15 protein-coding genes are annotated in these 22,062 nt (G+C 39.7%); 6 read left to right on the top strand and 9 right to left on the bottom strand.

What is annotated here, in order from left to right:
• The first annotated feature begins 137 nt into the window (after positions 1-137).
• From CDL10_RS01730 to CDL10_RS01715, 4 genes are all read left to right on the top strand, one after another.
• Positions 138-5,042 carry a GEVED domain-containing protein gene (locus CDL10_RS01730; protein ID WP_100676934.1) on the top strand — a complete coding sequence of 1,635 codons (4,905 nt, stop codon included), beginning with the start codon at positions 138-140 and terminating at the stop codon, positions 5,040-5,042.
• Between the two features lie 126 nt (positions 5,043-5,168).
• Positions 5,169-6,092: a PorP/SprF family type IX secretion system membrane protein gene (locus CDL10_RS01725; protein WP_100678602.1), complete on the top strand. Its 924-nt coding sequence runs from the start codon at positions 5,169-5,171 to the stop codon at positions 6,090-6,092.
• Between the two features lie 18 nt (positions 6,093-6,110).
• Positions 6,111-8,015: an OmpA family protein gene (locus CDL10_RS01720; protein WP_100676933.1), complete on the top strand. Its 1,905-nt coding sequence runs from the start codon at positions 6,111-6,113 to the stop codon at positions 8,013-8,015.
• Positions 8,016-8,160: 145 nt separating this feature from the next.
• Positions 8,161-9,462, top strand: a complete 1,302-nt coding sequence (locus tag CDL10_RS01715) for a hypothetical protein (RefSeq protein ID WP_100676932.1) — start codon at positions 8,161-8,163, stop codon at positions 9,460-9,462.
• Between the two features lie 107 nt (positions 9,463-9,569).
• Here CDL10_RS01715 and polA read toward each other — a convergent pair whose 3' ends face one another.
• The 8 genes from polA to CDL10_RS01675 form a co-directional block, all read right to left on the bottom strand.
• On the bottom strand, positions 9,570-12,398 hold the full coding sequence (gene polA, locus CDL10_RS01710) for a DNA polymerase I (protein ID WP_100676931.1): 2,829 nt from the start codon (positions 12,396-12,398) through the stop codon (positions 9,570-9,572).
• Between the two features lie 90 nt (positions 12,399-12,488).
• Positions 12,489-12,920 carry a ribose 5-phosphate isomerase B gene (rpiB, locus tag CDL10_RS01705; RefSeq protein ID WP_100676930.1) on the bottom strand — a complete coding sequence of 144 codons (432 nt, stop codon included), beginning with the start codon at positions 12,918-12,920 and terminating at the stop codon, positions 12,489-12,491.
• A gap of 59 nt (positions 12,921-12,979) precedes the next feature.
• A complete protein-coding gene (locus CDL10_RS01700) occupies positions 12,980-14,122 on the bottom strand; it encodes a cystathionine gamma-synthase (protein WP_100676929.1) in 1,143 nt (380 codons plus the stop codon).
• 45 nt (positions 14,123-14,167) lie between these two features.
• Positions 14,168-15,394 carry a GTPase HflX gene (gene hflX, locus CDL10_RS01695; protein ID WP_100676928.1) on the bottom strand — a complete coding sequence of 409 codons (1,227 nt, stop codon included), beginning with the start codon at positions 15,392-15,394 and terminating at the stop codon, positions 14,168-14,170.
• A 32-nt stretch (positions 15,395-15,426) separates the two neighbouring features.
• Entirely contained in the window at positions 15,427-16,035 is a 609-nt protein-coding gene (locus tag CDL10_RS01690; RefSeq protein WP_100676927.1) for an FAD-dependent oxidoreductase, read from the bottom strand.
• Positions 16,036-16,038: 3 nt separating this feature from the next.
• Positions 16,039-16,233, bottom strand: coding sequence for a hypothetical protein (locus tag CDL10_RS01685; RefSeq protein WP_100676926.1), 195 nt, complete (start codon positions 16,231-16,233; stop codon positions 16,039-16,041).
• Positions 16,234-16,270: 37 nt separating this feature from the next.
• Positions 16,271-16,852: a MarC family protein gene (locus CDL10_RS01680; protein WP_100676925.1), complete on the bottom strand. Its 582-nt coding sequence runs from the start codon at positions 16,850-16,852 to the stop codon at positions 16,271-16,273.
• 147 nt (positions 16,853-16,999) lie between these two features.
• On the bottom strand, positions 17,000-19,909 hold the full coding sequence (locus CDL10_RS01675) for a M16 family metallopeptidase (RefSeq protein WP_100676924.1): 2,910 nt from the start codon (positions 19,907-19,909) through the stop codon (positions 17,000-17,002).
• 333 nt (positions 19,910-20,242) lie between these two features.
• On the opposite strand from CDL10_RS01675, the gene CDL10_RS01670 reads away from it, so the two are divergent.
• Positions 20,243-20,818 carry a DUF3109 family protein gene (locus tag CDL10_RS01670; protein ID WP_100676923.1) on the top strand — a complete coding sequence of 192 codons (576 nt, stop codon included), beginning with the start codon at positions 20,243-20,245 and terminating at the stop codon, positions 20,816-20,818.
• Here the strand turns inward: CDL10_RS01670 and CDL10_RS01665 are convergent.
• Positions 20,810-21,247 carry a retropepsin-like aspartic protease gene (locus tag CDL10_RS01665; RefSeq protein WP_100676922.1) on the bottom strand — a complete coding sequence of 146 codons (438 nt, stop codon included), beginning with the start codon at positions 21,245-21,247 and terminating at the stop codon, positions 20,810-20,812. The genes CDL10_RS01670 and CDL10_RS01665 overlap by 9 nt on opposite strands.
• A gap of 35 nt (positions 21,248-21,282) precedes the next feature.
• Between CDL10_RS01665 and CDL10_RS01660 the strand changes: the two genes are divergently transcribed.
• Positions 21,283-22,053 carry a TatD family hydrolase gene (locus CDL10_RS01660; protein WP_100676921.1) on the top strand — a complete coding sequence of 257 codons (771 nt, stop codon included), beginning with the start codon at positions 21,283-21,285 and terminating at the stop codon, positions 22,051-22,053.
• The last annotated feature ends 9 nt before the right edge of the window (positions 22,054-22,062 follow it).

Here is a 22,062-nt window from a genome sequence, read left to right as displayed (position 1 = left end):
AAATGATTTCGGGGTATTTTTTGCCTTATTTTTTCTGTCATTTTTAAATAAACAAAAAAAACCAGCGTTAAAATTTTTGTAATTTGTTTTAAAAACAATAAATTAGCCTTTTAGTAATAAACTTAAAGTGTCTAATTATGTATAAAACTACGAATTATAGAGAGCGGGATTTCCTTTCGAATAAGCTCAAAAGCATAGCTATGCTTTTGATGTTATTTGTTGGTTTTGGAAGTTACGCACAATATTGCGAGGTTTCAGCAACCTATAGCAGCGATCATCTCTCATCAATATCAACTACTAATGCATTACAAAACGTAACTTATTCTGTAACCTCTCACCCTGAAGGATCGTATGATGACGAAACAGATCAGGTTATCATGCAAGCACAAGGACTGTCTTTTGACATTTCCACAACCTATGTAGGAGGAGCGAATGGTGTGAACATTTGGATTGACTTTGATGGTAATGAAGAATTTGACGATGAAGAAAAAGTGTTTTCATTAGCAAACAACGATGCTACTAAAACAGGAACTATTACAATCCCTTCTGTTGTAGCGATAGGAGAATACCGTATGCGTGTTAGAGGTCAATATGGCTCTTCTGCTGATCCTGATCCCTGTGGTAATATTTCTTGGGGCACTACTGTAGATTTTACTCTCAATGTAACAGAAGCACCCGACTGTATGCCACCAACTGCTCTTACCTCAGTTGAAGTAACTGCTGACACCATTGAAATCGAGTGGACAGCTGCTGATGGACAAGACTTATGGCATATATTAGTATTACCAGCAGGAACTGACGCACCTGATGAAGCTACGACAGGGTATGAAAATGTCAATGAAAACCCCTATACAATAGAAACTTTAGAATCATCGACAGAATATGATATATACGTAAGAGCCGATTGTGGTGATGGTGACGGCTTGAGTTTATGGGCAGGTCCAATAACTGCAACAACCACACAAATTCCGGCAGAATTGCCTTTTGAAGAAGATTTTGAAGGAAATATAGAATGGACTTTTAGCAACGGATCGCAAGTAAACCAATGGATAGTTGGTGACGCTACAGGCAACGACGGAAACTCTCTGTACATTTCTAATGACGAAGGAGATACAAATGCTTATACAAATACTTCATCCACAGTAGTGCATGCTTATAGAGATATTCAGATACCTGCCGACTCCGAAAGCATCTTGCTCTCTTTTGATTGGAAAGCACAAGCTGAATCATGTTGTGACTATATCAGAGTTTGGGTTGTTCCGACAGATTACATTCCTGTGCCGGGTACACAAATCACTACAGGAAATAGTAGTGGTGTACAATTTGGAGAAAATTACAACCAGCAAACTGACTGGACTAGCCAGTTTTTTGAAATTCCATCAACAGATTACGCTGGTCAAATAGTAAGACTTGTGTTTGAATGGAGAAACGATGGAAGTGTGGGAACACAACCTCCGGGAGCTATTGATAATGTTGAAGTTTCGGAGATAACTTGTCCAACTCCAACAGATCTTGGCGTTGATGGTATAACACTTGAGTCTGCCGATTTGTCTTGGGTAAGTGATGGAGATTTATTTGATATCGAGTGGGGAGAGGCCGGTTTTGAGCAAGGAGAAGCAGATGCAAATTTAGAAGAGGGTATCGAAAGCAACACTTATACTCTAGAAGGTTTAGAGGAAGAAACCAGTTATGAATTTTATGTACGTCGTGATTGTGGGACTGACGGTGTTAGTGCCTGGGCTGGTCCTTTTTATTTCTTTACCGGTTATTGCGAGGTTTCATCAACCAATACCGGAGATGTTATTTCTTCATTTTCCACTTCAGGAGCCATCTTAAACATTGATAATGAAACAGGTTCAACAATATCACCAGGAGGATATGGAGATTTCACGAGCATGGTAGTTGCCCATTTTGAAACAGGAGAAATAGAGTTTACCATCTCCAATAGTGCAGGAATGGGGGTTAATATCTGGGTAGATTGGGACAACAACCTCATATTTGATGAAAGTGAAAAAGTTTTTGCTTCAGGGGCCACGGGCAATGGTTTTTCAGGAACCTTTACAGTTCCTGCAGGAACACCTCTTGGGGATTACCAAATGAGAGTCAGAGCCCAATGGAACAACTCCAATCCAGAACCTTGTGGAACGATTTCTTGGGGTGAAGTAGAAGATTATACACTTACTGTGATTGAGGTACCGGATTGTATGCCTCCTTCTGGGCTCAACATTGTCCAAATAACTGATAGTACTGTAGAGATTGGGTGGACCGCTCCTGACAGCCAAGATACTTGGCATGTATTAGTTTTACCTGTAGGAAGCGATGCTCCTGATGAGGCCACTACAGGTTATGAAGAAGTTAATGAAAACCCTTATACTGTAGAAGGTCTTGATCCAACAACAGAGTATGTTTTTTATGTAAGAGCAGATTGCGGGGCAGATGACGGCTTGAGCTTATGGACAGGCATCTCATTCACAACCGGATGCACTACATTTAATATTCCTTTTTGGGAAGGCTTTAATTCGGATTCAACAACAGAACAGTGTTGGACCGTCCTTGATGAAAATGGTGATGGTGATGAGTGGGATATGAACTATACCTCAAATCCTTATGAGGGTAATCAAGTAGCTTCCCTAAATACTGATTTTAATAATGGCAATAATGACGATTGGTTAATTACTCCACATGTAGATTTAACAAACGATTTAGGAGCTGCTCTCCTGAAATTCCATTATAGAGTTCAATCTTCATCAGAGCCGAATGATTTCCGAGTAATGCTCTCTACTACAGGCATGAATCCTGATGATTTTACATTAGAATTAATGCCTTTGACTGTTGCAAGCAATACAACTTACGAAGAGAAAATAATTCACTTGTTAGATGAAGATGGTAACCCTATCCAGGGAGAGGTTTACATTGCGTTTCATGTCCCTTCAGGAGGATTAGACGGTTGGAGATTATATGTTGACAACGTATTTATCCAGCCATACAATGTTGATTGCCCTGACCCTACCGACATAGAAATAGATGTAACCTGTGACTCACCACCGACAGCAAATGTTACATGGACAGCAGGAGGCTCGGGAATATCATGGGAATACGCAGTTACTCTTGATGGAGAACCTGAACCAACCGAGGGCACAATAGTAGAGGACAATTTTGTACAAATACCAGATCTTGAACCGAACGAAGACTATATTTTTTGGATAAAGACAAACTGTGGTGAGGACGGAGAAACTATATGGATAAGTACTCCTTTTAGCTCTAACGCCAGCCCGGTATCTCAGGCACAACCTTTCTGTGCGGAAGAAGGAGGTGGAATCCTATTTGAAAATGTTAGTGGTGTGGGTAATTTGTATGGTTCATTATCATGTTTAGGAAGTACGCCAAATCCTGTTTGGTATTATTTACAAATAGACCAATCCGGAGATCTGGATTTTGAAATAATCCAAAACACAGCGTTTGATGCTGAAGGAAATCCTACAGGAACAGGGTTAGATGTCGATTATATCGCTTGGGGACCTTTCGATAGTATGCAAGATGCGTGTATGCAAATAGATTTAGACAATCCTACTCTTTATGAAGTTGATTGTAGTTATTCTGCCGCTCCTGTTGAAAATTTCAGCATAACAGGTGCACAAGAAGGACAAATCTATGTCTTATTAATTACTAATTTCAATGGTAGTCCCGGTTATATTAAGTTACATCAAACCAATATTGAAGATGAAGAAGCAGGTAATACAGATTGTTCTTTCTTGTGTGAAGTAGATTTGGGCGAAGACATTATCGTTTGTGCGGGAACAGAAGTAATTTTAGAAGGGGAGGTTGCATCAGCAGGCACAAGTACTGATGTTACCGAAACAAGATGGTATCACAATGATGAATTAATAGACCCAGATTCATATAGCGAAGATGGATTATCTATCACAGTTACTCAATCGGGCACATACAGACTGGAGGTAGAAAAAGAAATGTGTACGGAAGAGGTTGTTTTTGATGAAATTGATGTTATGTTCATCGCCTCATATGGTGAACAAATCCCAGAAACAATAGAATTGTGTGATGAATTAAATGATGGTGTTGAGGTATTTGACTTAGGTGCCTATAAAGACGAATTAAACTTAGGTGATTACGACATTGAATTATACGCTTCAATGGATGATCTTAATTCAGGAACCAATCCGTTACCTGATTTATATGAATCTGGCAATGCAACAATTTATGCTAAAATATCATCTACAATACTATCTTCTTGCTCAAGTGTTCAAGAGATAGAGCTGATATTAGTTCCTTTGGAGACACCCGTTGTGGAGTTTAGCTATGATGATATTCTATGCTACGACAATTTGGATTTTGCTTTGCCATATTATGCAGATGGGTTTACTTTCGGAGGAACATTTAGCTCTTCAGCAGGGTTATTTATAGACTCTGAAACGGGCGAAGTAGATGTAGAATCAAGTATACCCGGAACTTATGAAGTACTTTATGACTATAAAGTAGCTCCTGGAAATTGCGGTGAGGATGATAGCTATACAACAACAGTTACTATTAGCGAGCCAATATTATTTGAGATGGTTTCTTATTGTAATGGAGGAGAAACTATTATCGATGCAACCAACCTTCGGGTTTCTATCCCACTTGAAAGCTATGAGTTAATCTGGATAGGGGCAGAAAAAGTATCCGAAAACACGGCCGTAGTGAGAAATACTGGAACAGTAACACTTCGTGTAGAAGATGAATTTGGATGCTGGAAAGAATTCTATATTGAAATCGATAACACTTCTTGCCTGATAGCTAAGGGTATATCACCAAACGGGGATGGATTAAATGACCGTTTTGATTTGAGCAGTTACTGGGTATTAGACCTGAAGATTTATAATCGTGATGGTCGTGAAGTGTACTCCCATGGCATGGGTTATACTGATGAATGGGAAGGTCAGTCTAACAGTGGTAATTCATTGCCAGACGGAACATACTATTACCGAATTGTAACAAATGTTGAAGAATTTACAGGTTGGGTACAATTGGTAAGAGAAACGAAATAACTTTAGGTTTAGGGCAAGAAAAAACTTGCCCTAAACTTATTTTTTTGTAATTTTATTCCTGCACTGTTGTAGGATTTAATATTTTTTTAATATATTGGTCGAATAATTAGAGTTAATATGTTTTCTATGAAAAAAATTATACTAACCATGTTTGCAGGGTTACTGGGATTCTCTTATTCAGGATATGCACAGCAAGACCCTCATTACACGCAATACATGTACAATCAAAGCGTTGTTAACCCCGCCTATGCCGGGTCTAAAGAAACCCTTGCATTAGGTGCTTTGTACAGAAATCAATGGACAGGATTAGAAGGAGCCCCACAAACTATTACCTTGTTCGGTCACAGCCGGGTGGGTAAAAAAGTAGGTGTCGGGATTTCTGCTATTTCAGACCGATTAGGACCAACCGAGGAAAATAACGTTTATGCCGACTTTTCCTATACCTTGGAATTAGGTGGACGTCACAAACTTGCCTTGGGGGTTAAAGCCGGTATGACCATGCTACAGAACAACTTAAGGTCTAAAGTAAGTGATTTCGTACCTGACCCCAATGACCCGATGTTTGCCTTTGACGAAAGTTCTTCTTTCTTCAACGTGGGTGCAGGTGCATTTTACTACACCGACAATTATTATATAGGTTTAGGTATTCCTAACTTTCTGCAAAACACTTATATGACCAAAAACGACCGGAAGTTTGGTTCGGAAACTATGCACATGTTCTTAACCGGTGGTTACGTATTTGAGTTGGATTACCAATGGAAATTACGCCCCTCCACCATGTTAAAAATGGCAACCAATTCACCTTTGTCAGTTGATTTATCTGTGAATGCCATGTGGAACAACAAACTGGAATTCGGTGTGACATACAGATTAGAAGATTCTTTTGGAGGAATGGTTAATTACGCTGTAATGCCAAATCTCAGAATTGGTTATGCTTACGATTATGTTACTTCTGATATCAGATTAGCCGCATCAGGCTCACACGAGGTTATTCTGTTGTTTGACATCTTCTATAAAAGAAGAGTATCCAGTTCACCAAGATATTTCTAAAAATACAATTCTGACAGTATGAGAAAAATATACCTTAGCTTAATATTTATGTGTTGCTTCTTCATAGGGCACGCACAATTCGTTTATACCCCGGAAGAACAACTCAAAATGGCTGATACACATTTTGACAAATATGAGTATGCCGAAGCGGCTCAGTTATACCGGAAATTAGTCCGCGGAGATAAAACAGACAATTATATCAATATCCGTTTGGGAGATTGTTACTACAATATTTTCAATACGGTAGAATCTGCCAAATGGTACGGAAAGGCTTTAGCTGTAAATCCAAACCTCGAAGGAGACATTTACTATCGGTACGCACAAATGCTCAAAGCCAGTGGCCGTTACGAGGCATCTAACAAAGCATTCAAAAAATTTGCCGACCGTAACCCTGACGATTCCAGAGCTATTGAGTTTCTAAAAGAACCTAATTATATTCCGAGCCTTCGTTCGCAAGAAGCCTTGTTTACATTTGAAGACAGTGGAATGAATCACGCGAGATACTCGGATTTTGCTGGTGTTTTAACTGAAGACAACACCTTCTATTTTACTACTGCACGTAACGAACGCGGGAAAAAATATGGCTGGGACGAACAACCTTATTTAGATGTGTTTGCAGGAAAATATAATTTGGAAGACGGGAAATTTACCGAAATCGAGCCGGTAGAGGAAATCAACACTAAAAAATATCACGACGGTCCAGTTACTATCACAAAAGACGGGCAAACAATGTACTTTTCCAGTGAAAGTTTCCGTGATAAAAAATACGATTTAAACAAAGAAAAAAGACTGAAACTCGGAAAAGTAAATGTTTTCCGGGCTAAGTTCAACGGTAAAAAATGGGGAGATATCGAACCGGTTCCATTCAACGGAGCTGAATATTCCGTAAGTAATCCGAGCGTTTCTCTTGACGGAAAAACCTTATATTTCGCTTCTGATATGCCAGGTACATTCGGCGGAATGGATATCTGGAAGGTATCTGTTGATGAAGATGGTAGCTACGGCGAACCAGAAAATATGGGCCCTGCTATTAATACTGAAGGTAGAGAATCTTTTCCTTTTATTGCAGAAAATGGTAAGTTATACTATTCTTCTGATGCCTTACAAGGTTTTGGAGGTTTAGATGTTTATATGATTGACCTGGAAAGTCCGGGAGCAACTCCGGTTAACCTGGGAGACCCTGTAAACACACAAAAAGATGACTTTGCCATGTCTTTTTATCCTGAAAAAAATATTGGATTCTTGTCCACCAACCGCGTAGGACGTGATGATATTTACAAGGTATTCCCTGTTTGTGTGGAAGAATTTGTGATTACTGTAACCGATGCCAAAACAGGAAACATTCTGAAAGACTCTGAAGTAAGTATTTTAGACCACGACGGTAATATTATTGACACAAGATTTACTGATAGTTTCGGTATCGTGCGGTATGATGTCGATTGTCAGAGAAACTTCTCTTTGCAGGTTACCCGACCTGACTATGAAAATAAAACCATCGAATTGGAAAGAACAAAAGGCGGTAAAAAACCGGTAGATGTAAGTATCCGACCAATCGAAATGATTGTGTTACCGAAGAAAATCGAATTAGGTGATATTTATTTCGAATTCAACAAATCGAATATCACGCAACAAGGTGCTTTTGAATTGAACAAATTAGTTCAGATTATGCAGAACAACCCAACTATGCGAATCAAAATCGAAGCACATACAGACAACAGAGGTAGTGATGCATACAACCTGAACTTGTCACAACAAAGAGCTATGGCTACACGCCAATATCTGATTTCTCAGGCAATAAGCCCTGACCGATTGGAGGCACAAGGTTATGGAGAAAGTTCTCCGGCAATTGATTGTGGCGAGAATTGTACAGACGAACAACACGCCATGAACAGAAGATCAGAATTTATTATTCTAAGAAAATAATCAATCTTTAAATACAGTAAACAGAGCCGGGAAAATCCCGGCTCTGTTTGTTTTTAGGAAGATAAGCATCCCAAAAAAGTAGTTTGGCATGGTAGTTGATTTCTTACTAACAGAAAATGATTTATTAATTAAAAATATACAGACTATGAAAACTTTAAAATACATACTGCTCGGTCTTGCAACAGTTCTGTTTTCAGTGACTACCTACGCTCAACGGAACACCACCGCAGTAGTAACGGCTAACACCGCAGACATATCAGACAATTTAGACTTGCAGGCGGTGGCGTCAATTTTCGGAGATTCCAGAGATTTGGAAGATTTTGAACAAAGACTCAATGACCCGTCATTACAACTATCTAACCTTGACCTAAACGGAGACGGATATGTTGATTATCTGAGAGTAATTGAAGTCGCAGACGGAAACAAAAGAATCGTTGTGGTTCAATCAGTTTTAGGACAGGATTTATTCCAGGACGTGGCAACGATTGAAATAGAAAAACAACGTTCATCTGGTAAGGTTTATGTACAGATTGTAGGAGACCCTTTCATTTACGGTCCGAATTATATCTATGAGCCTTATTATTACAGAACACCTGTTTTCTTTGATTTCTTTTGGGCAACCCACTACAGACCATACTATTCGCCATGGTACTGGGGATATTACCCAACCTATTTCAGCTATTGGGCTCCAATGCCGATATATACCTATCACAGACATGTACACAGACATATTAATACAAGAAACAGATATGTATATACCGAAAACCGAAGAATATCACGAGCCAATAACATCTATTCATCTGTAAGCAGAAGAGCTTATGCTAACTCGAATCCGTCCAGAACATTTACCTCAAGAAACGCCTCTGTCAAAAACAGACATGCTTTAGAAAGCAGCCGAGGAATTTCCAGAAATGTGAACGGTGTAGTGAATCGCAGCGACAACAGCAGATTGAATAACAATAACCGGGCAACTACAAGAAGTAGTGTACGACAAAACGGCGAAGGTCGTTCAGCTGTAACCAGAGCAACAGGAAATACAATTTCCCGTGATAATACAGCGAGAACTTCAACCAGAGTTCGTTCAGACTTCAACAGCGAAGCCAATACAAGAGCAAGACAAAACAGAGTGTCCTCTACTATCGGAAATAGCGGAACGAGAGTAAACTCAAGCGGAAACAGAGCAACCGTGAGAAGTAACTCAACGTCAACTACTCCACAACGTCAACGCATACAAAGAAGTTCTACGACCACAAGCCGCTCATATCGGGCACCGGCTTCCAGCACAAGAAGCAATGCAAGACCTTCGTCTTCATCTTCTAACATCAGCAGAAGCTCATCGCCAAGTATTTCAAGAAGTTCTGCACCAAGCATGTCAAGAAGTTCAGGCAGCATGAGCAGATCAAGCGGAGCATCTTCATCAAGAGGTGGAGGCAGAAGCAGCAGATAACAAAAAACAACTAATATATCGAAAAAATCCCGGCACAATAAAGTGTCGGGATTTTTGCAGGTTAAAAAAGACCTCAGAGAGATCAAATGTTTATATGCTTTTTCACTTTAATGAGCCTCCAGCCAATTCGTTCCTTCGCCTAAATCAACAATCAAAGGAATATCTAACTGGAAAGCATTTTCCATTTCATGACGAATAAGTGATTTGGCCTCGTCAAGTTCTGTCTTAGGCACGTCAAAAACCAGCTCATCGTGTACCTGCAGCAACATTTTTGTCTGCATATTTTTTTCTCTGAGTTTTTGATAAATATTAATCATCGCAATTTTGATAATATCTGCCGCAGAACCTTGTATTGGAGCATTGACCGCGTTCCGCTCCGCTCCTCCTCTGACTACTGCATTTCTGGAATTAATATCTTTCAGGTAACGTCTTCTGCCCAAAACAGTTTGTACATAACCATGCTCACGGGCAAAATCAATCTGCTGCTGGATATATTTTCTCAACTGCGGATAAGTGTCATAATAGGCATTTATCAACTCCTGGCTTTCGGAACGGGACAGATTGGTTTGATTGCTCAACCCAAAAGCTGAAACACCATAAATAATCCCGAAATTCACTGTTTTGGCGTGGCTCCGCTGTTCGCGGGTAACTTCTTCCAACGGAACATTAAAAACTCTTGCCGCTGTCGCACGGTGGATATCTTCTCCGTTTTTAAACGACGCAATCATATTCGGTTCTTTGCTGAGTGCCGCGATAATTCTTAATTCTATCTGTGAATAATCGGCAGCGAGCAAAATGTGGTCATTGTCAGTCGCCACAAAAGATTTCCGCACACGCTGCCCCCTTTCTGTTCGGATTGGGATATTTTGCAAATTCGGATTATTCGAGCTCAACCGGCCGGTGGCAACAACCGTTTGTAAATACACCGTATGCACACGCCCGGTTTTATCTGCCTGACGAGGAAGTGCCTCCACATAAGTGTTCTGCAATTTCACAATCTGCCTCCATTCCAAAATATCTTGTACAATCGGATAATCTTTTGCCAGACCGCTCAATATTTCTTCACCGGTGGCGTATTGTCCGGTTTTGGTTTTCTTAGGTTTTACTCCACCTATTTTCAGTTTGTCAAACAGAATATCGCCTAATTGCTTCGGCGAGGCAAGGTTAAATTTTTCTCCGGCTTGTTCATAAATTTTTTGCTCCAGCTTTGCCGCCTCTTCTGAAAGCTCTTCGGCAAGATTTTTCAGATAATCGGTATCGAGTTTAATTCCGCTGATTTCCATATCGGTTAATACCGGAATCAGAGGGCTTTCTAACTGATAAAATAAATCTTCAGTATAGGTTTCTTTTAATCTTTTCTGGAAAATATTTTTGAGTTGCCAGGTAATATCTGCATCTTCGCCGGCATATTCTTTAATATCTTCCAATGGTACATTTCGCATACTTTTCTGTCCTTTGCCTTTTTTTCCGATAAGATTTTCTATCGGCTCGGGCGAATACCCCAGATAAGTTTCCGACAAAATATCCATATTGTGACGCATATCCGGATTAATCAGATGGTGGGCAATCATCGTATCGAAGAAAAGTCCTTTTACTTCAACACCGTACTTATGAAGAACTTTGAGGTCATATTTAATATTTTGGGCTACTTTACTAATGTTTTCATCTTCAAAAAACGGCTTAAACCGGTTAATCAAATGCTGGGTTTCATTTTTGTCTTCCGGAAAAGGCACATAAAACGCACTGCCTGCCTGCCAGGAAAAAGAAATTCCTACAAGTTCGGCTTCCAAAGCATTGATGCCCGTTGTTTCTGTGTCGAAACAAACCTCCGTTTGACGGCAAAGTGTTTGAATGAGTATATCAATCGACTTTTCCGTGTTGATGAGCTGATATAAATGCGGTGTATCATAAAGTGTTTTCTTACCCGTATGTTCGGTATTCGTGTTTTCTTCATCGCCGAGTTCAAACAAACTCGTTTGCATACCAGAGACAGTTTTGTTTGCGGTAGTTTTGTTTTCAACTATTTCAGCCGGTAAATCCGGATTATTTATGCTTTGAAACAAAACATCAAATTGCTGTTTGATTCTGCGAAATTCCAGTTCATCAAACAAGGCATCTGTTTTTTCGGTATCGGGTTGCTCCAATCTGAATTTCTCCGCCTCGAACTGTACAGGGCAATCTAATTGTATCCTTGCCAGTTCTTTAGAAAGCAACCCTAATTCTTTGCTCTCTTCGACTTTTTCTTTCATTTTGCCTTTCAGCTTGTCGGTATTTGCCAAAAGATTTTCCATCGAACCGAACTCTGCCAGAAACTTTTTAGCAGTTTTCTCTCCTACTCCCGGTAATCCGGGAATATTATCTATGGCATCTCCCATCATTCCTAAAAAATCAATGACTTGCTCGGGTTGTTCCACGCCAAATTTTTCCTGTACTTCAGGTATGCCCCAAATCTCTGGTCCGTTACCCATTCGGGAAGGGCGGTACATGAAAATATTTTCAGACACCAATTGAGCAAAATCTTTATCCGGCGTAACCATGTATACCGTATAGCCTTCTTTTTCAGCTTGTTTAGCAAGCGTTCCTATCAAGTCATCTGCCTCGATACCGGGTATTTCGATAATCGGAATATGCATTGCTTTGAGCAGTTCCTGTATATAAGGCACCGCAATTTTGATGGCTTCGGGTGTTGCGTCCCGATTGGCTTTGTATTCCGGAAAAAGTGCCGTTCTCGACTCACTTCCGGCTTTGTCGAAAGCAACTGCCAACAACGACGGCCGTTCTTTTTTGATTACATCAAGTAAAGAATTCATAAATCCCATTATCGCCGAAGTGTCCATTCCTTTGGAATTGATTCTCGGGTTTTTGATAAAGGCATAATATCCTCTGAAAATCAAGGCATAAGCATCTAAAAGAAAAAGGCGGTTTTCGGTCATAATATTAAGTTGTATTCGTTCAAAAATACGATAATTTATCAGTACAAAAAAACGAGGAAATTCCTCGTTTTTGATTATGTAGTTTTTATTCCTTTACGAACAGGCTATTTTGTTCACTCTGTTGGCGTGACGACCTCCTTCGAAATCCGTATCCAGAAAAGTTTCCACCATAGCCACAGCTTGCGGAATTGCGGTAAATCGTGCCGGAATAGAAATCACATTTGCATTATTATGCTGACGTGCCAGTTCGGCAATTTCTTTCGTCCAGCACAAGGCACACCGCACACCCTGATGCTTATTAGCCGTCATAGCGATGCCGTTTCCGCTTCCGCAAATCACAATGCCGAAATCAGCTTTTCCTTCTTCTACATCTTTTGCCACTTTGTGTCCGAAATCGGGATAATCTACCGAATCAAAAGAATCTGCCCCGTAATTAACCACCTCAACACCTCTTTGCTGTAACATTTGCACAATGGCGTTTTTGTAATCAGGTCCGGCGTGGTCGTTGCCAATAGCTATTTTCATTTGTTGTTGTTTTTATTGTTGTGCTAAACAAAGATAATAAAGATTCTAAAACAGCATCATTATTTTATCGCCATATCAATATCTGCAATTAAATCGTCAATATCTTCTACGCCAACACTAAGCCGGATTAAATCGTCGGTAATTCCGATTTCGGCTCTTTTTTCTGCCGGAATAGACGCGTGTGTCATCATTGCCGGGTGATTCGCCAAAGATTCCACACCGCCCAGCGACTCAGCGAGCGTAAACACTTTTAGCTTTTCCAGAAATGAAATTGCGTCTTGTTTTTCGCCGGATTTGAACGTGAACGAAACCATTCCGCCAAAACCTCCGACCATTTGTTTTTTTGCCAATTCATATTGCGGGTGGCTGGTTAAACCGGGATAAAATACTTTGTCCACTTTCGGGTGTTCCGTCAAATATTGAGCAACTTTTAACCCGTTTTCGCTATGTCTTTGCATACGCAAATGCAGCGTTTTTATACCACGAAGCACAAGAAAACTTTCCTGCGGACCTAAAGTAGCTCCGGTAGCGAATTGTGTGAAATGCAACTGTTCGCCCAATTTTTCATCTTTGATAACCAACGCTCCGGCAACTACATCTGAGTGTCCGCCCAAATATTTGGTAGCCGAATGCATCACGATATCCGCACCCAACTCAAGTGGTTTTTGCAGATAAGGCGTTGCGAAAGTATTATCTACAGCAAACAGCACATTTTTTTCTTTGGTTATTTGAGCAATCCTCTCAATATCTGCCAGTTTCATCAACGGATTGGTAGGTGTTTCTACCCAAATGAGTTTTGTGTTTTCGTTAATATATCTGCTGATTTCCTCCGGTTGGCTCATATCCACAAATGTAAATTTGATACCGATAGGTTCATAAAACTTAGTAAACAAACGGAAAGTTCCGCCATACAAATCGTCCATAGCCACCACCTCATCGCCGGGTTTCAGCAATCTCATCACGCAGTCGATAGCCGCTAATCCGGAGGAAAAAGCCAGTCCTCTCGCACCGCCTTCAATACTTTCCAACGCTTTTTCCAAGGCTGTACGAGTCGGATTGTCGGCACGGCTGTATTCGTATCCCGAATGCACACCGGGGCTTTTTTGTTTGAATGTAGAAGTATGATAAACCGGAGGCATTACAGCTCCGGTACATGGGTCGGCTTGTTGCTTGCCGTGTATGGTTAGCGTGTTAAATTTCATTTTTATATTTATTTAGAACTAAAAACTGTTGTTTTAGAACCTTGTTTATGATTCGTCGTTCATATTTTGGTCATATTCCGGATACAGAAAATGGTTGTACGGGAATCGGGTAATGTGTATTTCCCGAACCGCTTCATATACTTTTGCCCGGAATTCTTCAATATTTTCTTTTTCGACAGCCGAAATAAATATGGCATTATTTTCGCCTACTTTGTTCATCCATGTTTTTTTCCATTCGCCAATAGAGTAATGTTTAGACGTACGTTCCTGCATCAAATCTTCCTCATCATAATGTTCGGGCGAATAAGTATCTATTTTATTGAAAATCATTAACGTAGGTTTATCATCACTTTCGATTTCCTTTAAAATCTGATTAACCGCTTCGATATGGTCTTCAAAATCCGGGTGAGAAATATCAACCACATGTAACAGCAAATCGGCTTCGCGAACCTCGTCCAGAGTACTTTTGAATGATTCGACCAACTGAGTAGGTAACTTGCGGATAAACCCAACCGTGTCGGCAAGCAAAAAGGGTAAATTTTTTATAACTACCTTACGCACAGTGGTATCGAGTGTTGCAAAAAGTTTGTTTTCCACAAAAACCTCGCTCTTGCCCATCATGTTCATCAAGGTAGATTTGCCTACATTGGTATATCCGACCAAAGCCGCACGAACCATTGCACCTCTGTTGCTGCGTTGAACGGCCATTTGCCGGTCAATTTTTTTGAGTTTATCTTTCAGTAAGGCAATTCGGTCACGGACAATTCGTCTATCGGTTTCGATTTCTGTTTCTCCGGGACCTCTCATTCCGATACCTCCACGTTGACGTTCCAAATGCGTCCACATTCCGGTCAGTCTGGGTAAAAGATATTCAAACTGAGCCAGTTCTACCTGCGTACGGGCATAAGAAGTTTGTGCCCGCTGGGCAAAAATATCCAAAATCAGGTTGGTTCTATCCAGCACTTTGCAATCCAGCATTTTGGACAGATTGTTTTGCTGAGCCGGAGATAGTTCATCATCAAAAATAACGGTGCTAACATCATTCTCTTTAATAAACAATTCAATTTGTTCCAATTTTCCTGTTCCAACAAAAGTTTTCGGGTTTGGTTTTTCCAATTTTTGGGTAAATCTCTTAACGACTTCGCCACCTGCGGTATAGGTCAGGAATTCCAATTCGTCGAGATATTCTTGTAGCTTATCTTCGGATTGCTGCTGTGTAATCAGCCCGACGATAACTGTTTTTTCGTATATAATTTCTTCTTGTTCTAACATGAAAAGCTATGGTTTTGGGTTCAAAAAACAGATTATTTTTTGATAGAATCGTGTGAATGTGCCGGTAATCCGTTGTTCCATTGGGTTAATATTTCTGTGGCGACAAATGCTCCGCTGCCGGCAGCAATGCTTACCTGACTTGGCAATCCTGCCAAAGTTCCTGCCACAAAAAGGTTGTCATCGACCAAATGGTTGTCATTTTTTAATTGAACGCGATTTTTTGACGGAATAGATTTTTCGTGTGGAATAATATATTTGGTCAGCCCTTCGATGTTAAAAGCAGAAGTCGAATTCGTAGCGACAACTACCGTTTTTGCCAGATAAATATTTTCGTTTGTTTTGATTTGGAACCCAGCGTTTAGACGGATAACTTCAGTTACTTTTTCGTTATGGATAATTTCAACATGAGGATAGGTTTGCTGTAAATGACTGAGTGACTCATGGAGCAAATCTTTGCCTGAAGTTCCGGGCAGAATACCATAAACATTGTTCAGCAAAGCATCTTGCAGGTAAGAGGCTTTTTGATGAGCAAGCAAAGTTATTTTCCTGGCAGAGGCAAATTCTTTCCGGTAAGCCGACCCAAGCACCAAAGCACAGGAAACTGCTGCCGGACCTCCGCCAATGATGAAAACATCAGTCATACATTACTTCGTTTTTTCGTCTATGGATTTTGACATTCTGAAGATAGCGAAAAGGCACAATCCACAAAGCACGGCCACAATACTGATTAATGCGACTAAACTGTCTCCGTGAAAAATATCAGAAAAATCCAACTTCATGGTATTAACAACAATCAATACTATTCCCACAATAAATATGAGATACGTCACATACTTCATTCTACATAATATTTGTTACGAAAGTAATAATCATCTTTTAAACGAACAAGTCTTTAACATTGGACGCAAATAATTTAACAGCTATTGCCAGCAACACCACGCCAAAAACCTTACGGATAACACTCAACCCGGATTTTCCGAGTCGTTTTTCTATCCTGCTGGACATAATCAGCACAAAAAAGACCACAGTCACGTTGATAATAATTGCAAAAACAAGGTTAATCACCTCATATTCAGCCCGAAGTGCCAAGATGGTTGTCATCACACCGGGACCGGCAATCAGCGGAAATGCCAACGGCACGATTGAGGCTGTTTCAGGAGCTTCGTCTTTATAAATCGAAACGCCCAGAATCATCTCTAATGCCAGGAAAAACAACACAAACGCTCCGGCAACAGCAAATGAATTTACGTCAATTCCTATCAGATTCAAAATCCTTTCTCCGATAAACAAAAAAGCAATCATAATCACTGCCGAAACTATCGATGCTTTTCGGGATTGAATTTCGCCGACACGGTTTCTCAAATCTATAATAATCGGGATAGAACCCAAAATATCAATTACCGCAAAGATAATCATGCTTGCCGTAAATATTTCTTTTACATTTATGTTTACGTCCATTTTTTCAAAATTTTGGCAAAGGTATTAATGTATTTAGAACCGGCAAATAATGAAAAGATTATTTGTTGCGTTCAGTACTGAAAGGACAATTATGGATTATATTATAAACCCGTAGTTCATGATGAACTACGGGTTTAGCAAATTTATTTAGTACCCAAATAATTCTTCTAAGTTTACTTCCTGGACTTTACCCATCTTTTCGATAGCTTCCCAATCCAAGTTCTCTTTGTCTCCAATCAAACCAACATTGAATTTTTTTCCTTTGATTCGGCTGTTAAAAAAGCTTTCAAGGTCGTTTAAACTGATGTTTTGCGTTTGCGTGTAAATATCTTTATTGATGTCATAATCGATACCGCGGTCTTGCAAACTCAACCAATAAAAGAAAATGCTCGACTTGGTGTATCGGCTTGTTGCCATTTGTTTTAAAGCCGCATTTCTTGAATTTAAAAACTGATTTTCAGCTTTTGGCATTTCGGTCAATAAGTCCATCACAGCATCAACCGCTTCTGGCAATTTGTTTGCTTGCGTACCGATGTAGGCATAAATATAGTTGTACTCATCGGCTCTGCTTGCATTGGCATAAAATGTATAAGCAGAATACGCCAAAGATTTCGATTCGCGGATTTCCTGGAAGATAATCGAGGATAATCCTGAGCCAAAATACTGATTGAAAACTCCCGAAACTGTCAATAAATCTTTGTCAAACTTTTGTTCGCGAGCACGGAAAGAAATTTCAGCCTGAACCATGTCGTAAGGCGTAAAGTAAATTTTTCCGTCTGTTGCCGGTTGAGGATAAACTTTCGCTGCCGGAATTGCTTTTTGCTTGCCAAAATCATGGTAATTACTTAAAGCTGTTTTCGTAGTTTGCACATCATTTCCGTAATAGAAAATTTGATGCTTGTAAGCCAAAAAGTTTTTAATCAAATCTACCAGTTCTTGCGGGTTAATCGCTTTTAATTCCGCTTCGGTCAAAATATCTCTGAAACGGCTGTTTTCACCATAAGTAACATATTGATTTAAAGCAGATTGTATGCTATTTTTATTTACTTTAGCATCCGAACGACTTTTCAGAATTCTCTCGATATATCGTGCATAAGCGTCTTCATCTGCCTGGGCATCAGCCAATAAATGCTCCAACAACTGGACTCCCTCTTCTATGTTTTCTTGCAGCCCGTTCAGGTAAATAAACGAACGTTGCGTACCTGCACCCACGCCGTAATCAATCCCGATTTTGTAAAACTCCTTTTTCAATTCTTCTGGGGAATATTTTGAAGTTCCCAAATAATCTAAATAATTAATCGCCAAAGAAAGCTTTTTGTCATGATCTGAGCCCATTTCTGTAATGTAATACAAGCCCGAAATATCGTTGGTGTTATTTTCAATCCAAGAAAAATCAGTGTTTCTCAATTTTTCTCTGTGGATAGATTCGTCAAAATCAACAAAAACAGGCTGAATTTCGTCCACGGTCAGTTTCATGAAATCTTTATAGAAATCTGATTCATTTTCGCGGTTCAGGCTAATAGGCGTGATGCCTGGGTTTTCCACTCTTACCAAGTCTTTGTTTTCGCCTTGGCGTTTGTACACCACCACGTAGTTGTCTTTGTAATTTTCGTTGGCAAATTTCACAATATCAGCCTTAGTGATTTGCGAAAGTTTATCCAATTCGTTGATGTAATCCGCCCAACTTCTTTCTTTAATAAAATTTTGATACATATTGGTTGCCAATCCGTTGGTACTTTCGTACACACGTTGTTCTTGCTTTTTGAAGTCGTTGATAACAGCCTCAATCATCCAATCTTCAAAATCACCTTTTTTGATTTTATCGATTTCACCCAAAATCAAAGCTTTTACTTCCTCCAAGGTTTGTCCTTGCTTAGGCATTCCGGTAAAAACATGCGAAGAATAATCCTTCATAATTTGCGGACTAGCACCTACATATTGTGCCAATTGCTTTTGGTTGATGTTCAAATCGATTAAACCTGCCGTGCTATTTGACAACAGCATATCCATGATTTTCAGCAGCTGTGCATCTTTTGTGTGCACGCCACCAAGGCGGAAAGCCATTTGCATTCTTTCAGCAGACGGGCTAAAAACTTCGACTTCTTTAATCTTTGTCAATGGTTTTTCTTTGGCAACGTATCTTTCAGGTGTTTCCCCTTTTTTTAGTTTACCAAAATACTTGTCCACCAATTGAATCGTCGGTTCAAACTCCAAATCACCCACCAAAATCACTGCCATATTTGACGGCACATAATATTTATGAAAATAATTTTCGATAGCTACCAACGACGGATTTTTCAAATGCTCCGACTTTCCGATAGTGGTTTGCTGACCGTAATTACTTTCCGGAAAAAGATTTTCCAACATGGCATAATGCATCAAACGAAAATCGTTGTCTTGCGAACGGTTAAATTCCTCGTAAACCGCTTCTAACTCTGTATGAAACAACCTTAAAACCAGTTCAGAAAATCTTTCGGATTCGATAATCATCCATTTTTCCAGTTCATTCGACGGAATGTTGTTTTTATAAACCGTTTCTTCAAACCAAGTATGGGCATTGGTTCCTGAAGCACCGAGCGAAGAAATCATTTTATCGTATTCATTCGCAATCGCGTACTGAGAAGCGATGTTGGAAACAGAGTCAATTTCGCGGTAAATCGCTAATTTTTTGTCAGGATTCGTTTCGTTTTTGTGCTTTTCGTACAAATCTGAAATTTGTTTCAGATACATTTTTTCGGTTTCCCAATCGTGCGACCCGATTTTGGACGTTCCTTTAAAAAGCATGTGCTCTAAATAATGTGCCAAACCGGTGTATTCTGCTGGATCGTCATTAGAACCGGCTCGTACAGGAATATAAGTTTGGATACGTGGCTCGTCTTTATTTTGAGCCAGATACACTTTCATTCCGTTAGACAAAGTGTAAATCCGGGTGTTAGTCGGATCGTTTTCAACTATTTCATAAGCGTAGTTGTTGCGGTCTGTTTTTTGAATCGTTTCTTGTCCCCAAAAGGTGGTGGACAAAAGCATACAACCCAAAAAGGTCAACTTTTTTATCATCTGTTGTTAAATTAAATTTTATGTCAAATATAATAGAATGAATTGAGACTTGTACTACCCAAACGATAATATTTTTTGCTAAACGAATGAATCTAAAGTGGTTTTTTACAGATTAATAAGTGACTTTTCTGGTTTTTGTTGTCTAATAGGGTAAGCTCTCAAATTAGCACACATAGGCAATTGGTTAACGACGCAATGTATGATTTACATAATTTTAAATAAGTATAGTATAGGTTAAGCTATATTTTAGTTTATTAAACTCGTCAATTGTTTTGTAATTCAGCTTATGATGTCTTCTGCAAATAAGTTGTATTTTTGCAAAAAATATTTTGTATGTTCCAAATAGGAAACACGATTGTTTCAGATGAAGTTCTTGAGAAAGAATTTGTGTGCAACCTCTCGGCATGCCATGGTCAATGCTGTATTGACGGTGATGCCGGTGCCCCGATCGACAAGGAAGAAACCCAAATTCTGGACGATATTTACGACAAAGTAAAACCCTATCTGCGACCCGAAGGCATTGAAAGCATTGAGCAACAAGGCAAATGGGTTACCGGCGAAGATCAAGGCTATGAAACGCCATTGATTGACGGGAAGGAATGTGCCTATGTAATTTTCGACGGGAAAACAGCTCTCTGTGCCATTGAACAGGCATACAACAACAAGGAAATCGACTGGAAAAAACCGATTTCGTGTCATTTATATCCGATACGAATTAAGGAATATGCTCAATTTTCAGCAATAAACTACCACAAATGGTATATCTGTGATGATGCCTGCTCCTTAGGCAAAGAGCTTGGAGTTACTGTATATCAATTCCTTAAAGAACCTTTAATCAGAAAATTTGGAGAAGAATGGTATCAGGAGTTAGACAAAGTAGCTGAGGAATGGAAAAAACAATCATCGTAAATACAGTTTTTTCTGACCATAATCAATAACAGCCTGTCCTTCCAGGAGTACATCGGCACCAATAATACCATGAACAGGTTTGACATTTTGCATCGTCAGTGCCTGATTTACATGTGATAAATCCAAAATAATGAGTGAAAGTGATTTTATTTTCCAATGCCCCAATTTGAGTTCGTTGTTTTCGGACAAAGCCGTTTCCATATCGACTGCTCCGGCACCGGAAGCCTTGGTTTCAGACAGCTCGGAATGCAGGTTGAAATGTTCCACCTCATCTTTGCTCACACAAGTTGCCGAAGCTCCGGTATCAAGAATAAAATCTCCGGAAATTCCGTTAATACGTGCTTTTACTAATAAATGGTTGGTTTTGGAATATTTGAATCCGACCTTTTTATATCCGGCATTTTTAAATGCCTCACTCCAATCTTTCATGAATACCAATTTTAGCCGGTAAATTTAATCATTTTATGACACTGACAGACACCCACACCCATTTATACAGCAAAGAATTTCATCACGACCTTGATGATGTGATGTCCAAGGCCATTGAAGCCGGAGTGACAAATTTGTTTTTACCAGCCATCGACAGCGAAACTACCGAAGATATGTATGCTTTGGAAAAAAGGTTTCCGGAGAATGTCCGGTTGATGATGGGATTACACCCGTGTTCCGTAAAACCGGAAAATTATAAACATGAATTAGACTGGGTCAGGAAACAATTAGACGAAAGACCTTTTTGTGCCGTGGGTGAAATCGGCATTGATTTATATTGGGACAAAACCACTCTAGGGATTCAGCAAGAGGCTTTTCAAACGCAAATTCAATGGGCAAAATCAATGAATCTGCCGATTAACATTCACTGTCGTGATGCTTTTGACGAAATTTTTGAGGTGTTAGACAAGGAAAACGACGGTAATCTGTCCGGAATTTTTCATTGCTTTACCGGCGATTTGAATCAGGCTCATCAGGCAATTTCGTATGGGTTAAAACTCGGTATCGGCGGAGTAGTTACTTTCAAAAACGGTAAAATAGACCACTTTTTGTCTCAAATACCCATAGAAAACATTGTGTTGGAAACCGACGCACCATATCTGGCTCCCACGCCATACAGAGGCAAGAGAAACGAACCTGCTTATGTGGCTTTGGTTGCCGGAAAAATTGCAGAATTGTATCAATTAACTATTGAAGAAGTCGCAAAAATCACGACAAAAAATGCACAAAATGTGTATAAATTCTAAAACGATTGC

Origin of the sequence: Avrilella dinanensis, from assembly GCF_002807015.1 — a bacterium.
In the GTDB taxonomy this organism is placed as follows: domain Bacteria; phylum Bacteroidota; class Bacteroidia; order Flavobacteriales; family Flavobacteriaceae; genus Flavobacterium; species Flavobacterium dinanensis.
The sequence above is the reverse complement of the archived record's forward strand: the minus strand, read 5'-3'. Positions and strand labels throughout refer to the sequence as shown.